This window comes from Spirillospora sp. NPDC048824 (genome assembly GCF_043198455.1).
In the GTDB taxonomy this organism is placed as follows: Bacteria; Actinomycetota; Actinomycetes; order Streptosporangiales; family Streptosporangiaceae; genus Spirillospora.
The window spans coordinates 616,047-635,001 of sequence record NZ_JBICUS010000001.1 but is presented as its reverse complement, the minus strand read 5'-3'; the positions used below and the strand labels follow the sequence as shown (position 1 = coordinate 635,001).

Sequence of the window (18,955 nt, the reverse complement as noted above, 5' to 3'; positions counted from 1 at the left end):
GTCAGCAGATGCGGGGCAGCGGGTCGCCCACCAGAAGGTCGGCTATGCGGGTGCCGCCGAAGGCGGTCTTCAGGAGGACGAGGCCGGGCGGGTCCTCGCGCACGCGGCCGATCACGGCGGCGTCCCGGCCCAGAGGGTGGCCCCGCAGGGCGGCCAGAGCGGTCTCCTCCGCCTCGGGCGCGACGACGACCACGGCGCGGCCCTCGCAGGCCACGTACATCGGGTCGATGCCGAGGAGTTCGCAGGCGCCCCGCACGGCGGGACGCACCGGGACGCTGGACTCGTCCACCACCACGGCCGTGCCGGAGTCCGACGCCAGTTCGTTGAGGACGGTCGCGACGCCGCCGCGGGTGGCGTCGCGCATGCGGCGGACGGCGCCGGGGCAGGCGTCGCGGACGTCGGCGAGCAGGCAGTTCAGCGGCGCGGTGTCGGACGTCAGGTCGGCCTCGATGTCGAGTTCGCCGCGCGCCAGCATGACCGTGACGCCGTGTTCGCCGATCGGGCCGGTGACGAGGACGGCGTCGCCGGGGCGGATGTCCGCCGGCGCCGAACGGGCCAGGCCCACGCCGGCGGTGTTGATGTAGCAGCCGTCGGCCTTTCCGCGCTGGACGACCTTGGTGTCGCCGGTGACGATGTCCACGCCGGCGGCCTCGGCGGCGAGGCGCATCGACTCGGTGATGCGGCGCAGGTCGGAGATCGGGAAGCCCTCTTCGAGGATGAACCCGGCCGAGAGGTGCAACGGGGTGGCGCCGGAGACCGCGAGGTCGTTGACGGTTCCGTTGACGGCCAGGTCGCCGATGTCGCCGCCGGGGAAGAACAGCGGCGAGACGACGTAGGAATCGGTGGTGAAGGCGAGGCGGGTGCCGTTCACGGCGAAGTGCGCCGAGTCGTCCAGCCGGTCGAGGAGCGGGTTGCCGAACGCCTCGCGGAAGACGGTCTCGATCAGGGTGTGGGTCGCCTTGCCGCCGGAGCCGTGCGCGAGCGTGATGGCGTCCTCGCGGAGGCGCGGCCTGGCATTGCGGGCGCGGTCGATGCGTTCGAGGACCTGCTCTTCGCGGATCGTCACGATGTCGCCTCCTTGACGCGGGTCGTGTCCTTGACGCCGGTCGTGTCCTTGACGCCGGTCGTGTCCTTGACGCCGGTCGTGTCCTTGACGCGGGGCGCCTCCTCGACGCGGGTGGCCTCCTTGACGCGCTCCCGGGTGAAGCGGCCGAAGTTGTAGTAGGCGGCGCATGCGCCTTCGGACGAGACCATGCAGGTGCCGATGGGCGTCTCCGGTGTGCAGGCAGTCCCGAAGACCTTGCACTCCCACGGTTTCAGGACGCCCTTCAGGACCTCGCCGCACTGGCACGCCTTGGGGTCGGCGACACGGCCGCCCGGGATGTCGAAGACGCGTTCGGCGTCGAAGGCCGCGTACTCGTCCTTCATGCGGAGCGCGGAGTGCGAGATGAAGCCGAGGCCGCGCCATTCGAAATAGGGGCGCAGCTCCATGGTCTGGCCGATGACCTGAAGCGCCTTGGCGTTTCCGTCCCACGGGACGACGCGGCCGTACTGGTTCTCGACCTCGCAGCGGCCCTCGGCGAGCTGGGTCAGCAGCATGTGCACCGACTGGAGGATGTCCAGCGGCTCGAATCCCGCGACGACCAGCGGTTTGCCGTGGTCGCCGGTGATGAACGAGTACGGGCGGCAGCCGATGACGGTGGAGACGTGGCCGGGGCCGATGAATCCGTCGAGCCGCAGGTCCGGCGAGTCGAGGATGGCCTTGATCGCCGGGAGGATCGTCACGTGGTTGTTGAAGACGGAGAAGTTCTCGACGCCCTGCGCCGCCGCGCGCAGCACGGTCATCGCGGTGGACGGGGCGGTGGTCTCGAACCCGATCCCCATGAAGACGACGCGGCGCGACGGGTTCCCCAGGGCGATCTTCAGCGCGTCCAGCGGCGAGTACACCATCCGGATGTCGGCGCCGGCGGCTTTCGCGTCGAAGAACGAGCCGTCGCCGCCGGGTATGCGCATCATGTCGCCGAACGACGTCATGATGACGTCCGGCTGGGACGCGATGTGGATGGCGTCGTCCACCCGGCCCATCGGGATCACGCACACCGGGCAGCCGGGGCCGTGCACGAGCGAGATGTTCTCCGGCAGGTAGTCCTCAAGGCCGTGCTTGTAGATGGTGTGGGTGTGGCCGCCGCACACTTCCATGAACTTGTAGTGCCGGCCGGGCTCGCACAGGGACGTGATCGAGGCGGCGAGCGCCCGCGCCTTGTCCGCGTCCCGGTACTCGTCGACGAAGCGCATCAGTCGATCCTCGATTCCCGCAGTGCGTCGATCTCGTCGTCGTAGGCGTCGCCGATGCCTTCGAGCATCCGCAGCGTGGCCTTCGCCTCCGCCTCGTCGATCTTGGACATGGCGAAGCCGACATGGATGAGGATCCAGTCGCCGGCGGCGAGCCGTTCCCCGTCGAGCAGGCCGATGTTGACGGCCCGCCGGACGCCGGTGACGTCGACCTTCGCCAGCGGACGGTCAGGCATGATCTCCACGATTTCGCCCGGTATCGCCAGGCACATCAGACGGCCTCCTCGGTGGGTTCGCGCTGTGTCGGCTCGTGTTGTGTCGGCTCGTGCTGCGCCGGCTCGCGCTGCGTCAGCTCGTGCTGCGTCAGCTCGTGCTGCGTCAGTTCCCATAGGGCGTGGTAGATGGTCGTCTGCGCCTCCTGGATGCGGTGGACGGAGGACGACGGCACGACGAACAGGTGGTGCAGCCCCGGTTCCTCGGCCATCTGGCCGCCGGTGTAGCCGGCGAGGCCGACCGTGACCATGCCGCGCCGTCCCGCCTCCCGCAGCGCGGCGATCAGGTTGTCGGAGTTCCCGCTGGTGGACAGCGCGAGCGCGATGTCTCCCGGACGTCCGAACGCGGCGAGCTGCCGGGCGAACACCACCTCGAACCCGATGTCGTTGGACAGCGCGGTGACCACGGCGACATCGGTCGTGAGCGCGAGCGCGGGCAGCGGCGTCCCGGAGTCACCCGGGTTGAGGAACAGGGCGGCGACGTCCTGCGCGTCGGTCGAGCTGCCGCCGTTCCCGAACGTGAACAGCCGCCCGCCGGCGCGGAACGCGTCCGCCATCCGGCCGGCGCAGGCCACGAGGTCCTCGCCGTACTCCTCCAGGACGGTCTCGCGCAGCCGGACGATGTCGTTCGCCTTGTCGGCGGTCGAGCGGCGGACGTCGTCCATGAGGGTGTCCAGCCCCGAACCGCCCGCGTACAGGAACGGGTAGAGCTGCTGCATGTCGGTCATGTCACGACCCCGATCGCTTCCTTGGCATGGACGAGGACGGTGTCACCGGGCGCGGCGTCCACCAGTGCCACGCTGACCTCTTCGACGCGCCCGTCCCCGGCGTCGACGTCGGCGAGGCCGCCGTCCCGGATTCGCAGGACCCGGACGGGGACGGCCTCGTCCGAGCACGTCACGCAGTGGTCGCCGGCGCAGTCCCGGCCTCCTGGCGGCGAGGTCAAGAGACCGCCTCCGGCGCGAGCACGTCCGGATGCTCCAGGAACACGTGAACCAGCTCCCAGAGCATGTGGTACGCCGTGACGTGCACTTCCTTGACGATGCGCGGATCGGCGGACGGCACCGTCACCACGTGGTCGGCCGTCCCGGCGAGCGCTCCCCCGTCGCCTCCGGCGAGCGCGACCGTGAGCATCCCGAGGTCCCGGGCGCTTTCCAGCCCGCGCAGGACGTTGCCGCACCGGCCGTCCGGCGAGATCCCGAAGGCCATGTCGTCGGCGCCGCCGAAGCAGCGGAGCTGGTGCGCGAAGATGTCGTCGAACCCGCTGCTCCGGCCGATGCCGGTGAGAGTCGCGACGTCGCCGGTGAGCGACAGCGCCGGCAGCGCCCGCTTCCCCACGATCACCGGGTGGACGAACTCGACCGCCACGTGCTGGGCGTCTGTGGCCGCGCCGCCGTTGCCGAACGTGAACAGCCGGCCGCCGCGGTGGAACCGCGCCGCCATCGCATGGCACGCCGCGGCGATCGCGCCGGCGTCGCCCGCGAGCGCCGCGCCGGGTTCGGCGCGGCGGCGGAAGACCTCCGTGACCGTGACGGTCATCGGTCGTCACCTCCGGGCGGCGGCGGGACGTACTTGACGCCGTGCTGCCTGAGCGACATGTCGACGGCGAGGTCCCAGCGGTCGGACAGTCCGCGCGACATCTCGTAGGCGTCGTCGCACATGGCCCTCGCCACCGCGGCGGTCTCCTCGTCGCCGGCGCGTTCGGCGACGCGCCGCAGCATCTCCCCCGCCGCGATCTGCAGGTGGACGGCGACGTAGGCGTCCCGCATGTGCTTGCCGGCGGTGTCGCGGCGGCTGCGGCCGAGCCCGGCCTCGACCACCGCCGCGAACAGCATCCCGGCGTCCCGGACGAGGGACGGCGCGGAGCGGTGCGCCCTCAGCCGCGCCTCGATCTCCCTGGTGTGCGCGCGCGACCGCTCGGCGTAGTGGCCGAGCGGCCGGCACATGTCGGGTTCGTCCGCCGCCGTGGTCAGCAGTTCGCTCAACGCCGCCTCCACGTGTTCCTGGAGCGCGTGCGCGTCCTTCAGATAGCCGATCAACTGCTTGTCGATCGTCGTCATAGGCGTCCGTTCACATCGTTTTGGCCCTCATGTACCGGCGCATCCCCGGCGTCTCCTTCACGAGCATGACGATCAGGCCCACCGCGAGCAGCGCGACCATCGTGCGGACCACTCCCGGGCCGATATGGATTCCCTTCCGCATTTCTCTCCCTCCTTTGCGGGTCTCTATGCGAGTTCCTTCGCCAGCAGTCCCTCGATCAGCCGGACGGCCTCGTCCACGGCCGCGGCGACCGGGGGGCTGAGCTCCATCTCCCATGTGGCGTCCGTCGTCTGCGACGACGGCTCGCACGCGACGAGCAGGATCCGGGCGGGCACCCATCCGTTGTCGCCGGCGAGGCGCAGCACCTTCGCGGGGTCGAGCCCGTGCGCGTCGACCGTGGCGCCGAAGTCGAAGCCGTCCGGGTCGCGGGTGTCCGGCTCGATGAGCGAGACGGTGCCGGGCGCGTGGCCGCGCGCCGACGCGTCGACCAGGACGACGGTCTCGTAGCCGTCGCCGAGCGCGTACATGAGGTCGATGCCGCGGATGCCGAAGTCGGTGACGTCCACGCCGGGCGGTACGGGCCGGGTCTTCAGCCGCCGGACGGCCTCGACGCCGAAGCCGTCGTCGCCGTGGAACACGTTGCCGATGCCCGCGACGAGCACCGTGCGGGACGGCCCGTCCACCGGCAGCGGTTCGACCTCGTCCAGGCCGACGAAGAAGCGGTGCCCGAGCTGGCCCCTGGCGCCGAGGTCCCGGCCGGGGTCGTCGTCGACCGCGACGACCAGGTGCAGGCCGCCCTCCATGTCCTCCTCGACGCGCTCGACGGTGGCGGTGCGGCCGACGAGGGCGAGGTCGAAGATGTCCGCGCCGCCGCGCGGGCGGAGCCGGACCCGGCTGCCCTGCGACATCTCCGTCCCGTCCACGACGGCTCTGGCGTCCCCCGTCACCAGACGTCCTTCCGCGGGTCGCGCATGGTGCCGTGCAGCGTGAGCAGTTCGTCGGACGAGAGGGCGCCGCAGCGTTCCAGGATCTGCGCCGCCCTCGGGTCGGTGGCCGCCATCTCCCGCCGCTCGTCGTCGCTGAGGCTGAGCACGCTGAGGATGAGCAGCCGGTCGATCTCGGTTCCGTCGAACATGTCCCCCGGGCTCTCCGGTGCGACCTGCGGCCAGTCGTAGAGGACGATCGGCGCGGCGAGGACGGTGTCGTGGCTTCCCGGCGGGCCCGCGAGCACCGGCCACAGCCCGTCGCTCGCGCATGCGGCGGCGGCCTCGGCCATCCGCGCGGGCGGGTCGGTCAGCGAGACGAACGCCGCGCCGCCGCCCGCCCGCGCCACCACGTGGGCGCACAGCATCCCCGCGTGGACGGCGCCGTCACGGTCTTCGGCGGAACCGGTGTTGACGACCTCGACCCTGAGCCGCACGGCGCCGTCCCCGGCCTCGGCGGCCGAGATCTCGATCGTCCCGTCCACCCGCTGCCACAGGCGCGTGAAACGGGCGGCGCCGCCGATCTCCTCGTCCTCGGCGCCCGCCGCGACCGCGACCGGGACCCGGACGGGAGAGCGGAGCAGGCGCGCCACGGAGACCCGGCCGCTGGTGATCTCGCGTTCACGGGCCTCCTGCCATGTCGTGAACGTCTCGTCCCCGTCGCGGATCTCGTCCACCGGGGCGTCGCCGTCCATGACCTGGCGGTGCACCGCGTGCAGGAACCGCAGCGTGAACTCGACGTCCGGGCCGGAGCCCGCCGTGTCCGTGGGGAACCCGGTGTCCGTGGGAAACCCCGTGTCCGTGAGGAACCCGGTTTCCAGGAGGAACTCGGCGCGGACCGTCGAATGGTCGCCGGTCCGTTCGGCGTACGGGCGCGGATAGACGCCGCCGATCGTCCACCTCTGCTGGTTCTTCAGCGCGGACCGCCGGTAGGGCCACAGCAGGTAGCCCTCGTAAAGGACGACGTCCGCGACCGCCCTCACGCAGTCCACTCCCTCTCCTCTCGCAGTTCCTCGTCCGCACGCAGCGCCTCGGCCCTGCGGAGAAGTTCGTCGACCGTGTCGTCGAAGGAGGAGTGGGCCCGCCGTGCCCGGTATGCGGCCAGGCGGCCGAAGCAGTCGTCGTCCAGGCGGAGCCAGCGGGCGGACCCGTAGTAGCGGTCCATCAGGTCCCGCCACGCCTGGACGGGAAGCCGCCCGGTGGCCTCGTGGTGCCACGGGATCTGCCCGGTGCGCAGCCTCCCGTCCTCGCCCGGGTAGAAGACGGTGCCGTTGAAGGTGAGGTCGAGCGGGACGTCGCCGCCGCGCAGCGCGTGCAGGTAGCGGTCGGCCGCGACCTGCATGTCGTGCCCGCACGCGAGCGCGAGCGTCACCTCCGCCTCGCCGCGGAACGTCGGGACGGTCGCGCCGACGCGTCCCCACGTCAGCCCGTGCAGCGACCTGTCCCACATGTCCGGCTCGCCGAACACGCCGGCGAGCCGCTCCCGCTCGACGTCGTCGTAGGCGCGGCGCGCGGCCGCGATCGTGACGGTCGTGGTGAGCAGGACGCACTGGACGGGTCCGCCGTCCAGCCGCCGCAGCCCGATCCGCAGGTTCAGCGTCGGCGTCGCCGCGAACGTCTCCGGTTCGATGCCGAGCAGGTCGAGGCCCAGTTCCGGTGCCCCGCTCATGCCGGCGACAGGTTGGGCATCGAGTCGAGGATCGGTCCCCGGGCGGACGCGTTGATCCCGGTGGAACGGCGCGCGGTCGAGGTGCCGTCCGGCAGGTGCCCGTCCTGTTTCTCGTAGTTGCCGATGCTGTTGCCCTCCGCGACGCCCTTGACGTGCGACGGCTTGTCGGGCCGGACGTCGGGTCTGCCGACCTTGATCATCGTTCTCCCCTCATCTCTTCGAAGAAGCCGCTGATGTGGTCCCAGACGGCGTCGCCGCCGCCGAAACCGGTCCAGTGCTCCCGCAGCAGGGCCGTCAGCCGGTAGCAGTCGTCGATCGGGAGGATCCAGTGCTCGGCGGCCCGCTGAGCCCGGTGACGGTTGGCGCGGTGTGGATGGGCGCGGTGTTGATGGGCGCGGTGTGGATGGGCGCGGTGGACGACGAGGGCCTCCACGTCCGCGCGCAGGTCCTCCAGGACGGGGTTGGCCTCCACCAGGCGCCGCCAGCTGTCGGGATGGACGGTGGCGTGCAGCGCGCCGGCCAGGCTCGGATAGCGGGCCGACACCTCTCCCAGCGCGGTCACGGAGAAGAACGCCAGGTCGACCGGAACGCCGAGGGCCGCCCACAGGGGCCCGTCCAGGTGGAAGCCTGTCAGTTCGCGCCGTCCGGCCGGGATGAGCCGGTAGTGCCGCCCGCCCGCCGACTGGTCGTCGAACAGGATGGCGCACGCTCCGCACGCGCACAGCAGCTCGTCCTTCTCCAGGTCGAGAAGGTGCCGGTGGGCGTCGTGCAGAGGCTCGGCGCACAGCTCGCATTTCTCCGCGGGCGCGGCCGGCCCGGCGGTCCCGGTGGCATCGGCGGTCCCGGCGGTCCCGGCGGTCTCGGCGTGCGCCGGTGAAGGCGAGGAGGGCGACCCGGCCAGCGCCGCCAGCCGCGGGGTGCACAGCCCGGATGTCATACGCGGCTCCGCAGCTGGTCCAGCGGGATGAGCACCGGTTCCGGCGCCGGCTCCTCGACGTCGACGCGCTCCAGCTCCGGCGCCGCGGCCCGCACCGCCCGTTCGACCGCGTCCATCACCGGGCGGGGCGCGGCGGCGCGGCCCTCCGTCGCGACGCTCAGCCGGACGGCCGGGCCCTCGATCCCCGCCAGCTCCACGGACGTGCGGTGCTTGGCCAGGAACCCCTCAAGCCCGCCGAGTGCCCGCCGCACCCGCGTTTCCGGGGTTTCCGGATGCAGGCCGTGCATGAGCAGCAGGTGGGATATCAGCTCGTCCCCGATCAGCGCGGGCGCCGCGTCCGCGGCGAGCCGCACGACCCGGTCGAGGGCCTCCCCGTACAGGTCCACCAGGGCCTGGACGGCCGGGGCCGCGGCGGGGTCGAGCCGTCCGAGCAGCCCCTCAAGGTGCCGGACGTGCTCGCGGACGCGCTCGTCGTCCCAGACCATCAGTCCTGCCCGTCCATCGGCCGCTCGGCGAACGCCGACTGCTCACCGAACATCGGCGAGTGGCGCTGCTCGATCGTCCGGCCGTTGCCCACGTACATGTGGACGCCGCACGGCAGGCACGGGTCGAAGCTGCGGACCGTCCGCATGATGTCGATGCCCTTGAAGTCGTCCGGGCCGTTCTCCTCGAAGATCGGCGTGCCCTGGACGGCGTCCTCGTACGGGCCGGGCACGCCGTTGGAGTCGCGCGGGCTGGCGTTCCACGGCGTCGGCGGGTACGGCTGGTAGTTCGCGATCTTGCCGTCGCGGATGACGAGGTGGTGCGACAGCACACCCCGGACGGCCTCGTGGAACCCGACGCCGATGGCCTCGTCCGGGACCTCGAAGTCGGAGAACACCTTCGTCCGCCCGGCCCGGACCTCGTCCAGCGCCTTCTCGGCGAAGTACAGCGCCATCGCCGCCGAGTAGGCGATGAAGTACGCGCGGGCCCGGTCGCGTTCGATGGTGTTGGCGTACTGCGGCGGCGTCCACTCCAGGTTGACCTCCGGCATGCCGGGCGTCTTCGGCAGGTCGATCTGGACGCTGTGCCCGGTCGAGCGCACGTACGGCGTGTCCACCTCGCCGGCCAGCGAAGTCGCCCACAGCCGGGCGAGCGGCCCGCCGCCGGTGTCGAGGGCGAGGTGGTCGCCGGACGACGGGTCCAGCCAGCGCGGGCTGACGACCCAGCTGTACTTCCCGCCGTCGAGGTCGCGTTTCTGCGGGTGCGGCAGCGTCGTCTGGTTCCACGGGTGCCGCTTGTCGATGGGGTTGCCGAGCGGGTCCTCCTTGACGAACGTCTCCTCGTTCGTCCAGTCGTCGTAGTACGAGCTGCCCAGCATGATCCGCATGCCGAGGTTGATGTCGACCAGGTCGGTCGTGACGAGCCGCCCGTCCACGACGATTCCCGGCGTGACGAACGCGGCCCGTCCCCACTCGGACATGTGCCGGTAGTCGTAGTCGACGACGTCCGGGTTCTGGAACGCGCCCCAGCAGCCGAGCAGCGTCCGCCGCCGTCCCACCTGGTCGTAGCCGGGCATCGCGTCGAGGAAGAAGTCGAAGATGTCGTCGTTCATCGCGACGGCCCGCTTGATGAAGTCGAGGCAGCGGGTCAGCCGGACGAGATAGTCGGTGAACACCTGCGGTGTCGCGACCGTGCCGACACCGCCCGGATACAGCGTGGACGGGTGGACGTGCCGGCCCTCCATCAGGCAGATCATCTCGCGGGTGATGCGGCTGAGCTGCAGGGCCTCCTTGTAGACCGACCCCTCGAACGGGTTGAACGCGGCCATCAGATCGGCGATCGTGCGGAAGCCGTGGACGGAACCGCGCGGCGCCTCGGTGTTCTTGGCCGTCGCCAGAAGGCCCGGGTTCGTCTCGGCGACCATCCGCTCGCAGAAGTCGACGAAGACCAGGTTGTCCTGGAAGATCGTGTGGTCGAACATGAACTCGGCGGCCTCGCCGAGGTTGATGATCCAGTCGGCGAGCGGCGGCGGCTTGACCCCGTACGCCATGTTCTGTGCGTAGACGGAGCAGGTCGCATGGTTGTCACCGCAGATGCCGCAGATGCGGCTGGTGATGAAGTGCGCGTCGCGCGGGTCCTTGCCCTTCATGAACACGCTGTAGCCGCGGAAGATGGACGAGGTGCTCTTGCACTCGGCCACCTCCCGGTTGGCGAAGTCAATCTTGGTGTAGATGCCGAGGTTGCCGACGATCCGGGTGATCGGGTCGAACGCGACCTCGACGAGACCCCCCTGGCCGGGGGACATGTCGCTTCTTGCCTGAGTGCCCTGCTTCATTCACGCGGCCTTTCGGTAGCGGGCTCGTCCGGCCTCAGTGGTGCGGCCAGCGGGGCTGGTAGCCGCTGGTCAGCCGTTCGCGGTTGTGGCGCCACTTGGGTTCCTTGTTCGCTCCCCTGTTGGTGATCGACCGCATCGTCCGGATGAACGGCCCGTACGTCCGCAGCAGCGTCGAGGACAGGCTCGCGCCGGGCGGCTCGTCCATGAACGGCATGAACTTGTCCGGGAAGCCGGGCATGGTGCAGCCGATGCAGATGCCGCCGACGTTCGGGCAGCCGCCGACGCCGTCCATCCAGCCGCGCTTGGTGACGTTGCAGTTCACCACCGGGCCCCAGCAGCCCACCTTCACCTGGCACTTCGGCGAGTTGTAGTCGCGCGCGAAGTCGGCCTGCTCGTAGTAGGCGGCCCGGTCGCAGCCCTCGTGGACGGTCTTGCCGAACAGCCACGTCGGACGGAGCTGCTCGTCCAGCGGGATCACCGGCGCCAGCCCGGCCGCCTGGTGCAGCACCCACAGCAGCGTCTCCATGAAGTTGTCCGGCTGGACGGGGCAGCCCGGCACGTTCACGATCGGCAGGCCGCCCGCGGAGCGGAAGTCCCAGCCGAGGTAGTCGGCGAGGCCCATGCACCCGGTCGGGTTGCCGGCCATCGCGTGGATGCCGCCGTAGGTCGCGCACGTCCCCGCGGCCACCACCGCCCACGCCTTCGGCGCGAGCCGGTCGATCCAGGTGTTCAGGGTGATCGGCTCACCGGTCTCGGGGTCGTTGCCCATCGACGTCCAGTAGCCGTCCCCGTTGATGTTCTCGTTCGGGATCGACCCCTCGACGACGAAGATGAACGGCTCCAGCTCGCCCCGCGCGGCCTGGTGGAAGGCCTCCATGAACTCGGCGCCGTTCTCGTAGGCGAGCACCTTGTTGTGCAGGTGGACCTTCGGCAGGCCCGGTATCGCTCCGAGGACCACGTCCTCGATGCTCGGCAGCGAGGCCGCGGTCACCGAGATCGTGTCCCCGTCGCAGCTCATCCCCTCGGACGTCCACAGAATGTGGATCTCCTCAGTCTGCGGCTGCGCCGGTGCGACGCTCACCATCGCTTCCTCCCCGACCGGTAGAGATCATTACCAATTCGGCCTGCCCTGCGGGAACGGCCCGAAACACCGGCCGAAAAGCCCCCCAAACAAGTGCATCGACTCGGTAAACACAGCGTTCGACCAGGGAAGATCGGGGCACCAGAAACGCGCGTGCGCAACCGAGACCGACAGGGGATGAGCGTGCACGAATTGGCGGTGACGGAGAGCGTCATAGCTGCGATTTCTACGCAATTGCCCGATTCGCGGGTGGCGGTCGTCCATCTCGAAATAGGGAGACTTTCCGGTGTCATGCCGGACGCCGTGCGATTCTGCTTCGAACTCGCGGGCGAGGGCACCTGCGTGGAGGGCGCGCGGCTCGACATCACCGAACCCGACGGGACGGGGAGCTGCGCGAGCTGCGGGACGTCCTTCCCCGCACACCACGCCCTCGCCGTGTGCCCGTGCGGCAGCGCCGACGTGACGATCAGCGGCGGCGCCGAACTGACGATCAAGGCGGTGGAGGTCACCGACGATGTGTGAGACCTGCGGATGCGACGCGGCCGGCGCCCCGCGCCTGACGACCCTGACGGCACCGGACCACGACCTGGGCCACGATCCCGCGCATGACCGCGCCCCCGCACACGACCACGGCCGCGACCACGACCACGGCCCCGCTCACGCCCACGTCGTGCCGCTGGGCCAGAGGGTCCTGGCGCACAACGACGACCTGGCCGGGCGGAACCGGGCGTGGCTCGCCGAACGCGGCGTCCTCGCGCTCAACATGATGAGCTCACCCGGCTCCGGCAAGACGACCCTGCTGGAGCGGACGGTCGCCGACCTGGGCACGTCCCGCCCGGTCTCGGTGATCGAAGGCGATCAGGAGACGCTGCTGGACGCGCGCCGCCTCGCCGCCGCGGGAGCACGCACCGTCCAGGTCAACACCGGTTCCGGCTGCCATCTCGACGCCGCGATGGTGGCCGGCGCCCTGTCCGCGCTGGAGCCGCCGGACGGCTCGACGGTGTTCATCGAGAACGTCGGCAACCTCGTCTGCCCCGCGCTGTTCGACCTCGGCGAGCGCGCCCGGGTCGTGCTGATGTCGGTCACCGAGGGCGCCGACAAGCCGCTGAAGTACCCGCACATGTTCCGCGGCGCGGACGTCCTGCTCCTCAACAAGATCGACCTGCTGCCGTACGTGGACTTCGACGTCGACGCCTGCCGGGACGCAGCCCGCCGCGTCCGCCCCGGCCTGCGCCTGCTCCCCGTCTCCGCCACCCGCGGCGACGGCCTCGACACCTGGTACGACTGGCTCGCCGACACCTGACTTCGCACGGCGAGGCGATGAGCGCCCCTTGACCTTGAGCGTGCTCCAGGTTCTAACGTCGAGAGGAACTACCAAGGGAGCACATCTTCATGGAGTACCGGAGACTCGGCCGGACGGGCGTTCGAGTCAGCACGCAGTGTCTCGGCGCCATGATGTTCGGGACGATCGGCAACGCCGACTACGACGAGTGCGAGCGCATCGTCCACCGGGCCCTGGACGCGGGCGTCAACTTCATCGACACCGCCGACATCTACTCGAACGGCAAGAGCGAAGAGATCGTGGGCCGCGCCATCAAGGGGCGGCGGGACGACATCGTCCTCGCCACCAAGTTCTTCAACCCGATGGGCGAGGACCGCAACCGGCGCGGCGGGTCGCGGCGCTGGATCGTCCGGGCGGTGGAGGACAGCCTCCGCCGGCTGGGGACCGACCACATCGACCTGTACCAGATGCACCGGCACGACTGGGCAACCGATCTGGACGAGACGCTCGGGGCGCTGGACGACCTCGTCCGCCAGGGCAAGGTCCTCTACCTCGGGTCGTCGTCGTTCCCGGCGGACTGGATCGTCGAGGCGCAGTGGGCCGCCGACCGGCGCAACACCGCGCGGTTCGTGTGCGAGCAGCCCCAGTACTCGATCTTCGCGCGTTCGATCGAGACGGACATGCTGCCCGCCGCCCGGCGGCACGGCATGGGCGTCATTCCGTGGAGCCCGCTGGCCGGGGGCTGGCTGACCGGCAAGTACCGGCGCGGCGAGCAGGCCCCCGACGGCTCCCGTTTCAGCCGCCGCGGCGGGCTCGACCAGAACCCGGACGCGCCCGCCCGCTTCGACGCCGCCGAGCGCCTGGAGAGGATCGCCGGCGACGCGGGCCTCTCGATGACCCATCTGGCGCTCGGGTTCGTCACCGAGCACCCGGCCATCACCTCGACCATCATCGGGCCGAAGACGATGGAGCAGCTTGACGACCTGCTCGCCGGCGCCGACGTCCGCCTTGACGGCGGCGTCCTCGACGCCATCGACGAGGTCGTCCCGCCGGGTACGGACATGCCGGGCATCGACCACATGTCCGGCAACCCGTCACTGAAGCCGCGGAACCGCCGCCGCTGACCGCCCTCACGCCGGCCGGCGGCGTGTTGTCGCCTGACCGATTCGTTGATCTGCGGCGGGCCGCCCTTGTACACGCTGCGACAAGGGCGGCACGCCGCAGTTCAGCGGAGCGCGCCGACCCGGTGGATCACCGGATGAGCGGGTCGCGGGGCAGGCCGAGGATGCGCTCACCGATCTGGTTGCGGGTGATCTCGGACGTCCCTCCGGCGATGGACATGCCGCGGGAGCCGAGCCGCATCAGCCCGGCGAACTGGCCGAGGCCGTCGGTGAACGCCGTGTCCGGGCCCGCGAACTCGGCGAGGAGGTCGGCCGTGGCGTGGCCGTGCTCGGCGAGGACGAGCTTGGTGATGTTGCCCTCGGGGCCGGGCTCGCCGCCGACGACGGCCCGTTCGGCGGACCGGAGGTTCAGCAGGCGGAGGGCCTGCTCCTCCGCCGCGTAGGCGCCGACGCGTTCGGCGGCGGCGGGGACGCGGTCGCCGCGCTCGGTGCAGAGCTTGAAGACGTCGGGCCGGGGCGGGCCGCCGACGCCTCCGCCGATGCTGACCCGCTCGTTGCCGAGCGTCGCGCGGGCCACCGACCAGCCCTGGTTCGGGGTGCCGACGACGTCGGCGTCGGGGACGAAGACGTCGGAGAAGAAGACCTCGTTGAAGTCGGAGTCGCCGGTGGTCTGGCGCAGCGGCCTGACCTCGACGCCGGGGTGCCTCATGTCGACGACGACCATGGTGACGCCGGCGTGCTTGGCGGCGTCCGGGTCGGTGCGGACGGTCGCGAAACCCCAGCGGCAGTAGTGCGCGCCGCTCGTCCAGACCTTCTGCCCGTTGACGAGCCAGCCGCCGTCCACCTTCACGGCCCGGGTCTTCACGGCGGCCGCGTCCGACCCGGCCTCCGGCTCGCTGAACAGCTGGCACCAGATCTCGTCGCCGGTGAGCGCGGGACGCACCCAGCGGTCGATCTGGTCCTGCGTGCCGTGCTGGATCAGGGTGAGGATCACCCAGCCGGTGATCCCGTACTGGGGGCGTTTGACGCCGGCGGCGCGGAACTCGTCCTCGATGACGAGCTGCAGCCCGGCGCTCGCCTCCACGCCCCACGGGCGCGGCCAGTGCGGCTGGACGTACCCGGTCTCGATGAGCTTGTGCCGCTGCTCGCCGGCCGGCAGCGCGGCGATCTCGCGGGCCAGTTCGCGGATCCGGCCGCGCTGCGCCTCGGCCTCGGGCGGCAGGTCCAGGGTCGCCTCCCGGACGACGCCCGCGGTCCGCAGCCGCGTCACGTCCCGCTCCGCGGCGTGCGGGTCGAACAGCGCCTCCAGCGTGGCGGCGCGGCGCAGCAGCAGGTGCGCGTCGTGCTCCCAGGTGAAGCCGATCCCGCCGTGCACCTGGATGTTCAGGCCGGCGTTGCCGGTGAACGCGGGGATCGCGAGCGCCGCCGCGACGGCCGCGGCCAGCTCGAACTGGTCGGACGGACCGGACGCCGCCCGCGCCGCGTCCCACACCGCGGCCGTGCCCATCTCGGCGGCGACGAGCATGTTCGCGCAGTGGTGCTTGACGGCCTGGAACGTCGCGATCGGACGTCCGAACTGCTGCCGCACCTTGGCGTACTCGGTCGAGGTCTCCACGCATTCGAGCGCACCGCCGACCGCCTCGGCGGACGCGAGGGTGCGGGCGATCGCGGTGGCGTGCGCCCTGGCGCCGGCGAGGACGGCTTCGGCGGGCACGCCGTCGAGCCGGACGCGGGCCGAGCGGCGGGACGGGTCGAGGTTGCCGGGCACCTCGACGGTGACGCCCGCCGCGTCCGCCCGCACGACGACCAGGTCGTCGCCGGCGGCGAGGACGAGCAGTTCCGCGAGGCCGCCGCCGAGCACCACCCCGGCGTCACCGGAGGCGGCGCCGTCCCGCACCGTCACGGAGCCGTCCACGCCGAGAGCCGCGGGTGTCGCGCCGGAGGCCAGGCCGGGCAGCAGCCGGGCGCGCAGCTCGCCGCCCCCGGACGCGGCGATCGCGGCGGACGCCGTCATCGTCGGCAGGAAGGGTCCGGGCGCGGCCGCGCGGCCGAGTTCCTCGGCGACCACGACCAGCTCCTGGAGCCCGGCACCGCCGCCGCCGTGCTCCTCGGGGAGGTGCAGGCCGAGCAGCCCGAAGCCGGCGAACTCCGTCCAGAAGCCCGGCAGCGTCTCCTTGTCCGCCTCCAGCAGCGCCCGGTTCGCGGCGCGCGCACCGTGGTCGCGCAGGAACGTCCGGGTCGTCCGCGCCAGCTCACGATGTTCCTCGCTGATGGCGATCGCCATGGCCCCTCCAAGGTCCTTCGCTTCGGCACCCGCCCGGCCCGGCACTGCGGCAGGACAGTCGAATGTCTTACCTGGTCACTCTGAACCGAACGGAATTCTAGTCGCACGCGGGGCCGATGGGTATCCTCGGTGACCGTCCGCTATCGCAGCGCGTCGACGAAGCGCTGCGCCTCGTCGCGTCCCATGCCCGTCTCGGCGCAGACCAGGGCGACCGCCGACTCGTAGTCTCCGGCGTGCTTGAACGCCCGCACCCGGTCCGAGAGCACGCCGTGCGGCGCGGCCGGCGGCGTGGACGGGTGCCCCATCTGAAGGGCGCGGACGTAGTCCTTCGCGGCCCGCGCATCAAGGCCGATGTACTTGCGGACCAGTTTCGCCGCGTCCTTCTTCCTGCCTCCGATGATCAGCGCACGCGCCCGGGCCTGGATCTCGGGCGGCACCATCCTGTCGAACGCCTCGGCACGCAGGCCGTCCACATACTCCTTCGCCTCTTTCAGCCCGGCCCCCGTGGCCTCCCGGACGAACTTGATGGCCGGAATGTACTTCCCCCGCCTGACCAGCTCGATGACCCTCTCGCGGGCCTCCGGATGCACATGGGGAACAGAAGATTTCACCAGATCTCTCCTCAGAGCGGCAGGCGCCCGATTCTTCCCGCATTCACGGGCCGCCGCACCCTCACCCCAACGGCCTGCGCCCCAGATAGGCGATCAGCCGCTCGCCCGCGTCGGCGTCCGGACCCGGCTCGACCGGCTCGTCGAACAGCGGGCGGCGCGGCTCGGGCACGACCAGCGGGCAGAGTTTCAGCAGGTCGTCCGCCAGCCCCGGCGGGACGGGGCGCCGCTCCCCCGACACCTGCGCGATGTCCCAGCCGTGGACGGCCACCTCGATCGCCCCTGCGGCGGCCATCAGGTCCCCGGCCAGCGAACGGTCACCGATCTCGACCCGCCCCAGCGCCCCGGACGCCCTCAGCAACCTGACCGCGCTCACCCGCACGGCCGACACCGGATCGTCCTCCCGGGCGAGCGACGCCGGTTCGATGCCGACCCGCCCCAGGGAGGCGCCCTCGCTCAGCGCCGTCAGCGAGTCCCGCAGGTGCAGCAGGAGCATCTCGAGGTCCCACGACGCGCACGGCGTCCGGCGCGGCAGCATCTGCGGCGTGACCGCCTGGACGGACGTCAGCGCGAAGCCGATCGCCCGCTCCATCAGCCCGCGGCCCCGCGGGGCCCGGCGCGGCGTGCCCGTCCGCTCGTGCATCGGCGTTCCAATCGTGGCGGTGTGCCTCACTCTCCTGTGGACCATCCGCACGGCAGAAAGTCATCGGGCGTCACACATTGCGCGAAAATCTCCCACCCGACCGGGCGACGCCCACCCGCCCCCGGCCGCGGTCTGCCGGGGGCGGATGAGCGGGCGGGTCAGGAGTCGCCGGCGTGACCGTGCGCGTGGCCGGAGGCGAAGCCGGCACCGGCCGGGACGCCCGCGCCGGCCGCGTCGTCGTCGCTGCTCCGCAGGCAGCCGCAGCCGGCCTCGGTCTTGGCCTGGTGGACGGTGACCCCGGGGTTCACGGCCTGCTCGGCGCCGGTACAGCAGGCATTGACCCCGCAGCAGCTCCCCTCGGCGGTGGACGGGGCGGGCTCGGGACTTTCGGGCTTCTCGGTCATGGCGACTCCTCGATTGATTCGAAGTTCATCTAATCAAGGGTCAGCTTGCATCACTGGATAGAAGGATGTCAAATTAGAGGCATGTCTAAGTTGATGGAGATCGAGGACGTCACCGCTCCGGTCTGCTGCGCGCCGCTGAGCGGCCCCGTGATGCCCGCGGACGAGGCGGCCGACCTGGCCAGGGTGTTCAAGGCCCTGGCCGATCCCGTCCGGCTGCGGCTGCTGAACCTGATCGCCTCGGTCGAGGGCGGTGAGGCATGCGTGTGCGACCTCACGGGCCCGTTCGAGTTGACCGCGCCGACCATCTCCCACCACCTGAAGGTGCTGCGCCAGGCCGGGCTGATCGAAGGTGAGCGGCGCGGGACCTGGGTGTACTACCGCGTGATCCCCGAAGCGCTGACCCGCCTGTCCGGCCTGTTCGCCCTGCCCACCCCGGCCCGTACCTGACCGCGGCGGATCGGCCGGCCGATCCGCCGCATGTCCCGGGTCGGCCGAGGAGGCCGTTCATGGCCGACCGGGCGCCGGTGTCAGTCCGCAGGGGGCGGGCAGCAGCTGCGGAGGTAGTCCCGGAGTTCGGTCAGGGACTTCTCGACGGTGGGGACGTCGACGCGGTAGCGGACCTCCTTGCCGACGCGGCGGGAGGTCAGCAGGCCGCCGCGGCGGAGCAGCGCGAGCTGCTGCGAGGCGTTGGACTGGCCGATGCCCATGCGCCGGGCGACCGTGCCGACGGTGAGTTCGGCACCGCCGGCGAACAGTTCCATGAGCTGCTGGCGCTGCTCGCTGGCCAGGGCCTTGAGGAAGTCGCGCAGCTTGTCGCCGGGCTGGACCACGGCCGCGGCGCAGGACGGCCCGGCCGCCTCGTCCGGCTGCGGCGGCCCGTCCGGGGAGCCGGTCGTCGGCCCGGTCATGGTCGTCCCCCTTCCGCGGTCGTCATTGTAGCCCACATATCAATAAATTGACACATCATGAAATGTTGGTATGAGACGCCACTCGTCACCATCGCCGCCGTCCCCGCCGCGGGC

Annotated in this window: 25 protein-coding genes; 4 read left to right on the top strand and 21 right to left on the bottom strand. The window is 71.4% G+C overall.

The window, feature by feature from the left end; genetic code table 11:
- Window position 1: 1 nt before the first annotated feature.
- From hypE to ACGFIS_RS02830, 16 genes are all read right to left on the bottom strand, one after another.
- A complete protein-coding gene (gene hypE / locus ACGFIS_RS02905; RefSeq protein WP_392969192.1) occupies window positions 2–1,066 on the bottom strand; it encodes a hydrogenase expression/formation protein HypE in 1,065 nt (354 codons plus the stop codon).
- Window positions 1,063–2,295 (bottom strand): hydrogenase formation protein HypD, encoded by a 1,233-nt coding sequence (gene hypD, locus ACGFIS_RS02900; protein ID WP_392969189.1) that lies wholly within the window; start codon window positions 2,293–2,295, stop codon window positions 1,063–1,065. The genes hypE and hypD overlap by 4 nt, the downstream gene beginning before the upstream one ends.
- Window positions 2,295–2,564 carry a HypC/HybG/HupF family hydrogenase formation chaperone gene (locus ACGFIS_RS02895; RefSeq protein WP_392910262.1) on the bottom strand — a complete coding sequence of 90 codons (270 nt, stop codon included), beginning with the start codon at window positions 2,562–2,564 and terminating at the stop codon, window positions 2,295–2,297. Before ACGFIS_RS02895 ends, hypD begins: the two co-directional genes overlap by 1 nt.
- Window positions 2,564–3,292 carry an SIS domain-containing protein gene (locus ACGFIS_RS02890; protein ID WP_392910264.1) on the bottom strand — a complete coding sequence of 243 codons (729 nt, stop codon included), beginning with the start codon at window positions 3,290–3,292 and terminating at the stop codon, window positions 2,564–2,566. Before ACGFIS_RS02890 ends, ACGFIS_RS02895 begins: the two co-directional genes overlap by 1 nt.
- Window positions 3,289–3,510 carry a HypC/HybG/HupF family hydrogenase formation chaperone gene (locus tag ACGFIS_RS02885; RefSeq protein WP_392910266.1) on the bottom strand — a complete coding sequence of 74 codons (222 nt, stop codon included), beginning with the start codon at window positions 3,508–3,510 and terminating at the stop codon, window positions 3,289–3,291. The genes ACGFIS_RS02890 and ACGFIS_RS02885 overlap by 4 nt, the downstream gene beginning before the upstream one ends.
- Window positions 3,507–4,103, bottom strand: coding sequence for an SIS domain-containing protein (locus tag ACGFIS_RS02880; protein WP_392910268.1), 597 nt, complete (start codon window positions 4,101–4,103; stop codon window positions 3,507–3,509). Before ACGFIS_RS02880 ends, ACGFIS_RS02885 begins: the two co-directional genes overlap by 4 nt.
- Window positions 4,100–4,624, bottom strand: coding sequence for a DUF892 family protein (locus tag ACGFIS_RS02875; RefSeq protein WP_392910270.1), 525 nt, complete (start codon window positions 4,622–4,624; stop codon window positions 4,100–4,102). The genes ACGFIS_RS02880 and ACGFIS_RS02875 overlap by 4 nt, the downstream gene beginning before the upstream one ends.
- A 10-nt stretch (window positions 4,625–4,634) precedes the next feature.
- On the bottom strand, window positions 4,635–4,766 hold the full coding sequence (locus ACGFIS_RS02870) for a hypothetical protein (RefSeq protein ID WP_392910272.1): 132 nt from the start codon (window positions 4,764–4,766) through the stop codon (window positions 4,635–4,637).
- Window positions 4,767–4,789: 23 nt separating this feature from the next.
- Entirely contained in the window at window positions 4,790–5,551 is a 762-nt protein-coding gene (locus ACGFIS_RS02865; RefSeq protein ID WP_392910274.1) for a hydrogenase maturation protease, read from the bottom strand.
- Window positions 5,548–6,570, bottom strand: coding sequence for a hypothetical protein (locus ACGFIS_RS02860; protein ID WP_392969185.1), 1,023 nt, complete (start codon window positions 6,568–6,570; stop codon window positions 5,548–5,550). The genes ACGFIS_RS02865 and ACGFIS_RS02860 overlap by 4 nt, the downstream gene beginning before the upstream one ends.
- Window positions 6,567–7,256, bottom strand: a complete 690-nt coding sequence (locus ACGFIS_RS02855) for a DUF6084 family protein (protein ID WP_392969182.1) — start codon at window positions 7,254–7,256, stop codon at window positions 6,567–6,569. Before ACGFIS_RS02855 ends, ACGFIS_RS02860 begins: the two co-directional genes overlap by 4 nt.
- Entirely contained in the window at window positions 7,253–7,456 is a 204-nt protein-coding gene (locus ACGFIS_RS02850) for a hypothetical protein (protein WP_392910280.1), read from the bottom strand. Before ACGFIS_RS02850 ends, ACGFIS_RS02855 begins: the two co-directional genes overlap by 4 nt.
- Complete coding sequence (locus ACGFIS_RS02845) at window positions 7,453–8,193, bottom strand: DUF5947 family protein (protein ID WP_392969179.1); 741 nt, start codon at window positions 8,191–8,193, stop codon at window positions 7,453–7,455. The genes ACGFIS_RS02850 and ACGFIS_RS02845 overlap by 4 nt, the downstream gene beginning before the upstream one ends.
- Window positions 8,190–8,678 (bottom strand): hypothetical protein, encoded by a 489-nt coding sequence (locus ACGFIS_RS02840; RefSeq protein ID WP_392910284.1) that lies wholly within the window; start codon window positions 8,676–8,678, stop codon window positions 8,190–8,192. Before ACGFIS_RS02840 ends, ACGFIS_RS02845 begins: the two co-directional genes overlap by 4 nt.
- Entirely contained in the window at window positions 8,678–10,480 is a 1,803-nt protein-coding gene (locus ACGFIS_RS02835; RefSeq protein ID WP_392910286.1) for a nickel-dependent hydrogenase large subunit, read from the bottom strand. The genes ACGFIS_RS02840 and ACGFIS_RS02835 overlap by 1 nt, the downstream gene beginning before the upstream one ends.
- Window positions 10,481–10,544: 64 nt before the next feature.
- Complete coding sequence (locus ACGFIS_RS02830) at window positions 10,545–11,594, bottom strand: hydrogenase expression protein HypE (protein WP_392910288.1); 1,050 nt, start codon at window positions 11,592–11,594, stop codon at window positions 10,545–10,547.
- A gap of 174 nt (window positions 11,595–11,768) precedes the next feature.
- Here ACGFIS_RS02830 and ACGFIS_RS02825 point away from each other — a divergent pair, with 174 nt between their 5' ends.
- The 3 genes from ACGFIS_RS02825 (at window position 11,769) to ACGFIS_RS02815 (ending at window position 13,997) form a co-directional block, all read left to right on the top strand.
- On the top strand, window positions 11,769–12,113 hold the full coding sequence (locus ACGFIS_RS02825; protein ID WP_392910290.1) for a hydrogenase maturation nickel metallochaperone HypA: 345 nt from the start codon (window positions 11,769–11,771) through the stop codon (window positions 12,111–12,113).
- Window positions 12,106–12,894 (top strand): hydrogenase nickel incorporation protein HypB, encoded by a 789-nt coding sequence (gene hypB, locus ACGFIS_RS02820; protein WP_392969176.1) that lies wholly within the window; start codon window positions 12,106–12,108, stop codon window positions 12,892–12,894. Before ACGFIS_RS02825 ends, hypB begins: the two co-directional genes overlap by 8 nt.
- 89 nt (window positions 12,895–12,983) lie before the next feature.
- On the top strand, window positions 12,984–13,997 hold the full coding sequence (locus tag ACGFIS_RS02815; protein WP_392969173.1) for an aldo/keto reductase: 1,014 nt from the start codon (window positions 12,984–12,986) through the stop codon (window positions 13,995–13,997).
- Window positions 13,998–14,124: 127 nt separating this feature from the next.
- On the opposite strand, the gene ACGFIS_RS02810 is transcribed toward ACGFIS_RS02815, so the two are convergent.
- The 4 genes from ACGFIS_RS02810 to ACGFIS_RS02795 all read right to left on the bottom strand — a co-directional run bounded on the left by ACGFIS_RS02810 (window position 14,125) and on the right by ACGFIS_RS02795 (window position 17,933).
- Complete coding sequence (locus ACGFIS_RS02810; protein ID WP_392969170.1) at window positions 14,125–16,278, bottom strand: acyl-CoA dehydrogenase; 2,154 nt, start codon at window positions 16,276–16,278, stop codon at window positions 14,125–14,127.
- 140 nt (window positions 16,279–16,418) lie between these two features.
- A complete protein-coding gene (locus ACGFIS_RS02805; RefSeq protein WP_392910299.1) occupies window positions 16,419–16,889 on the bottom strand; it encodes a ribosomal protein L7/L12 in 471 nt (156 codons plus the stop codon).
- Window positions 16,890–16,950: 61 nt separating this feature from the next.
- Window positions 16,951–17,529, bottom strand: a complete 579-nt coding sequence (locus ACGFIS_RS02800; protein ID WP_392969168.1) for a TIGR03086 family metal-binding protein — start codon at window positions 17,527–17,529, stop codon at window positions 16,951–16,953.
- Between the two features lie 158 nt (window positions 17,530–17,687).
- Window positions 17,688–17,933: a hypothetical protein gene (locus ACGFIS_RS02795; RefSeq protein ID WP_392910303.1), complete on the bottom strand. Its 246-nt coding sequence runs from the start codon at window positions 17,931–17,933 to the stop codon at window positions 17,688–17,690.
- An 81-nt stretch (window positions 17,934–18,014) separates the two neighbouring features.
- Here ACGFIS_RS02795 and ACGFIS_RS02790 point away from each other — a divergent pair, with 81 nt between their 5' ends.
- The gene (locus ACGFIS_RS02790) at window positions 18,015–18,380 is read left to right on the top strand and encodes a metalloregulator ArsR/SmtB family transcription factor (protein WP_392910305.1); all 366 of its coding nucleotides are present in this window, start codon (window positions 18,015–18,017) and stop codon (window positions 18,378–18,380) included.
- An 80-nt stretch (window positions 18,381–18,460) separates the two neighbouring features.
- On the opposite strand, the gene ACGFIS_RS02785 is transcribed toward ACGFIS_RS02790, so the two are convergent.
- Window positions 18,461–18,841, bottom strand: coding sequence for an ArsR/SmtB family transcription factor (locus tag ACGFIS_RS02785; protein WP_392910307.1), 381 nt, complete (start codon window positions 18,839–18,841; stop codon window positions 18,461–18,463).
- Between the last annotated feature and the right edge of the window lie 114 nt (window positions 18,842–18,955).

Bases quoted from the DNA above. Each gene is read 5' to 3' on its own strand.
- ACGFIS_RS02795 (WP_392910303.1), bottom strand. From the start codon at position 17,933: ATGACCGAGAAGCCCGAAAGTCCCGAGCCCGCCCCGTCCACCGCCGAG.
- ACGFIS_RS02825 (WP_392910290.1), top strand. From the start codon at position 11,769: ATGAGCGTGCACGAATTGGCGGTGACGGAGAGCGTCATAGCTGCGATT.
- ACGFIS_RS02815 (WP_392969173.1), top strand. From the start codon at position 12,984: ATGGAGTACCGGAGACTCGGCCGGACGGGCGTTCGAGTCAGCACGCAG.
- ACGFIS_RS02810 (WP_392969170.1), bottom strand. From the start codon at position 16,278: ATGGCGATCGCCATCAGCGAGGAACATCGTGAGCTGGCGCGGACGACC.
- ACGFIS_RS02845 (WP_392969179.1), bottom strand. From the start codon at position 8,193: ATGACATCCGGGCTGTGCACCCCGCGGCTGGCGGCGCTGGCCGGGTCG.
- ACGFIS_RS02800 (WP_392969168.1), bottom strand. From the start codon at position 17,529: ATGCACGAGCGGACGGGCACGCCGCGCCGGGCCCCGCGGGGCCGCGGG.
- ACGFIS_RS02890 (WP_392910264.1), bottom strand. From the start codon at position 3,292: ATGACCGACATGCAGCAGCTCTACCCGTTCCTGTACGCGGGCGGTTCG.
- ACGFIS_RS02880 (WP_392910268.1), bottom strand. From the start codon at position 4,103: ATGACCGTCACGGTCACGGAGGTCTTCCGCCGCCGCGCCGAACCCGGC.
- ACGFIS_RS02830 (WP_392910288.1), bottom strand. From the start codon at position 11,594: ATGGTGAGCGTCGCACCGGCGCAGCCGCAGACTGAGGAGATCCACATT.
- ACGFIS_RS02855 (WP_392969182.1), bottom strand. From the start codon at position 7,256: ATGAGCGGGGCACCGGAACTGGGCCTCGACCTGCTCGGCATCGAACCG.
- ACGFIS_RS02790 (WP_392910305.1), top strand. From the start codon at position 18,015: ATGTCTAAGTTGATGGAGATCGAGGACGTCACCGCTCCGGTCTGCTGC.
- ACGFIS_RS02835 (WP_392910286.1), bottom strand. From the start codon at position 10,480: ATGTCCCCCGGCCAGGGGGGTCTCGTCGAGGTCGCGTTCGACCCGATC.
- ACGFIS_RS02870 (WP_392910272.1), bottom strand. From the start codon at position 4,766: ATGCGGAAGGGAATCCATATCGGCCCGGGAGTGGTCCGCACGATGGTC.
- ACGFIS_RS02875 (WP_392910270.1), bottom strand. From the start codon at position 4,624: ATGACGACGATCGACAAGCAGTTGATCGGCTATCTGAAGGACGCGCAC.
- ACGFIS_RS02840 (WP_392910284.1), bottom strand. From the start codon at position 8,678: ATGGTCTGGGACGACGAGCGCGTCCGCGAGCACGTCCGGCACCTTGAG.
- ACGFIS_RS02785 (WP_392910307.1), bottom strand. From the start codon at position 18,841: ATGACCGGGCCGACGACCGGCTCCCCGGACGGGCCGCCGCAGCCGGAC.
- ACGFIS_RS02895 (WP_392910262.1), bottom strand. From the start codon at position 2,564: ATGTGCCTGGCGATACCGGGCGAAATCGTGGAGATCATGCCTGACCGT.
- hypB (WP_392969176.1), top strand. From the start codon at position 12,106: ATGTGTGAGACCTGCGGATGCGACGCGGCCGGCGCCCCGCGCCTGACG.
- ACGFIS_RS02850 (WP_392910280.1), bottom strand. From the start codon at position 7,456: ATGATCAAGGTCGGCAGACCCGACGTCCGGCCCGACAAGCCGTCGCAC.
- hypD (WP_392969189.1), bottom strand. From the start codon at position 2,295: ATGCGCTTCGTCGACGAGTACCGGGACGCGGACAAGGCGCGGGCGCTC.